Raw genomic sequence first — 465 nt, forward strand, 5'->3', positions numbered from 1 at the left:
AAGATCACCAAGAACCGCGGGCATTTCCCCGACCGCGACGCCGCGATGAAGTTGCTGTATCTCGGGCTGCGCAACATCTCCAGCGAGAGAGGAGGCTATTCAGGGACCGGAACCCCCAACTGGACTGTGGCGCTCAACACACTCGCCAGACTCTTCCCGGGACGAATCCCGTTGTGCTAGAATACAAGTCGTAGTCAAATCACCTCTGACTTACACAAAAATCGTGACAGGCTCGGCCGGGTCGGTGAGCACACCGTATTCGATCTGCTCGCAGCCCTTCTTACCGTCGCGGGAGTAGCCGCGCGCGGCCAGCCCGCAGCACCGGCCGGTCACCCACGCGCTGGTCAGGTCGAACAACGCCATCCGGTGCGGGTTCACCTGCGGGGCAAGGTGTTTGGCTGCGAGCTTGCGCTCGATCGCTTCCTGCTGGCCGACCAGCCAGTCCATGGCGGCATAGATCTCGTC

At 61.9% G+C, this 465-nt stretch carries 2 pseudogenes; one reads left to right on the forward strand and one right to left on the reverse strand.

The window, feature by feature from the left end:
* Positions 1 to 180: pseudogene (locus FPZ47_RS27945) on the forward strand (IS256 family transposase); the annotation flags it as partial.
* Positions 181 to 213: 33 nt separating this feature from the next.
* Here the strand turns inward: FPZ47_RS27945 and FPZ47_RS27950 are convergent.
* Positions 214 to 465 (reverse strand): annotated as a pseudogene (locus FPZ47_RS27950) (IS1634 family transposase); the annotation flags it as partial.

The sequence above is a fragment of the Mycobacterium helveticum genome (assembly GCF_007714205.1).
Taxonomy (GTDB): Bacteria; Actinomycetota; Actinomycetes; order Mycobacteriales; family Mycobacteriaceae; genus Mycobacterium; species Mycobacterium helveticum.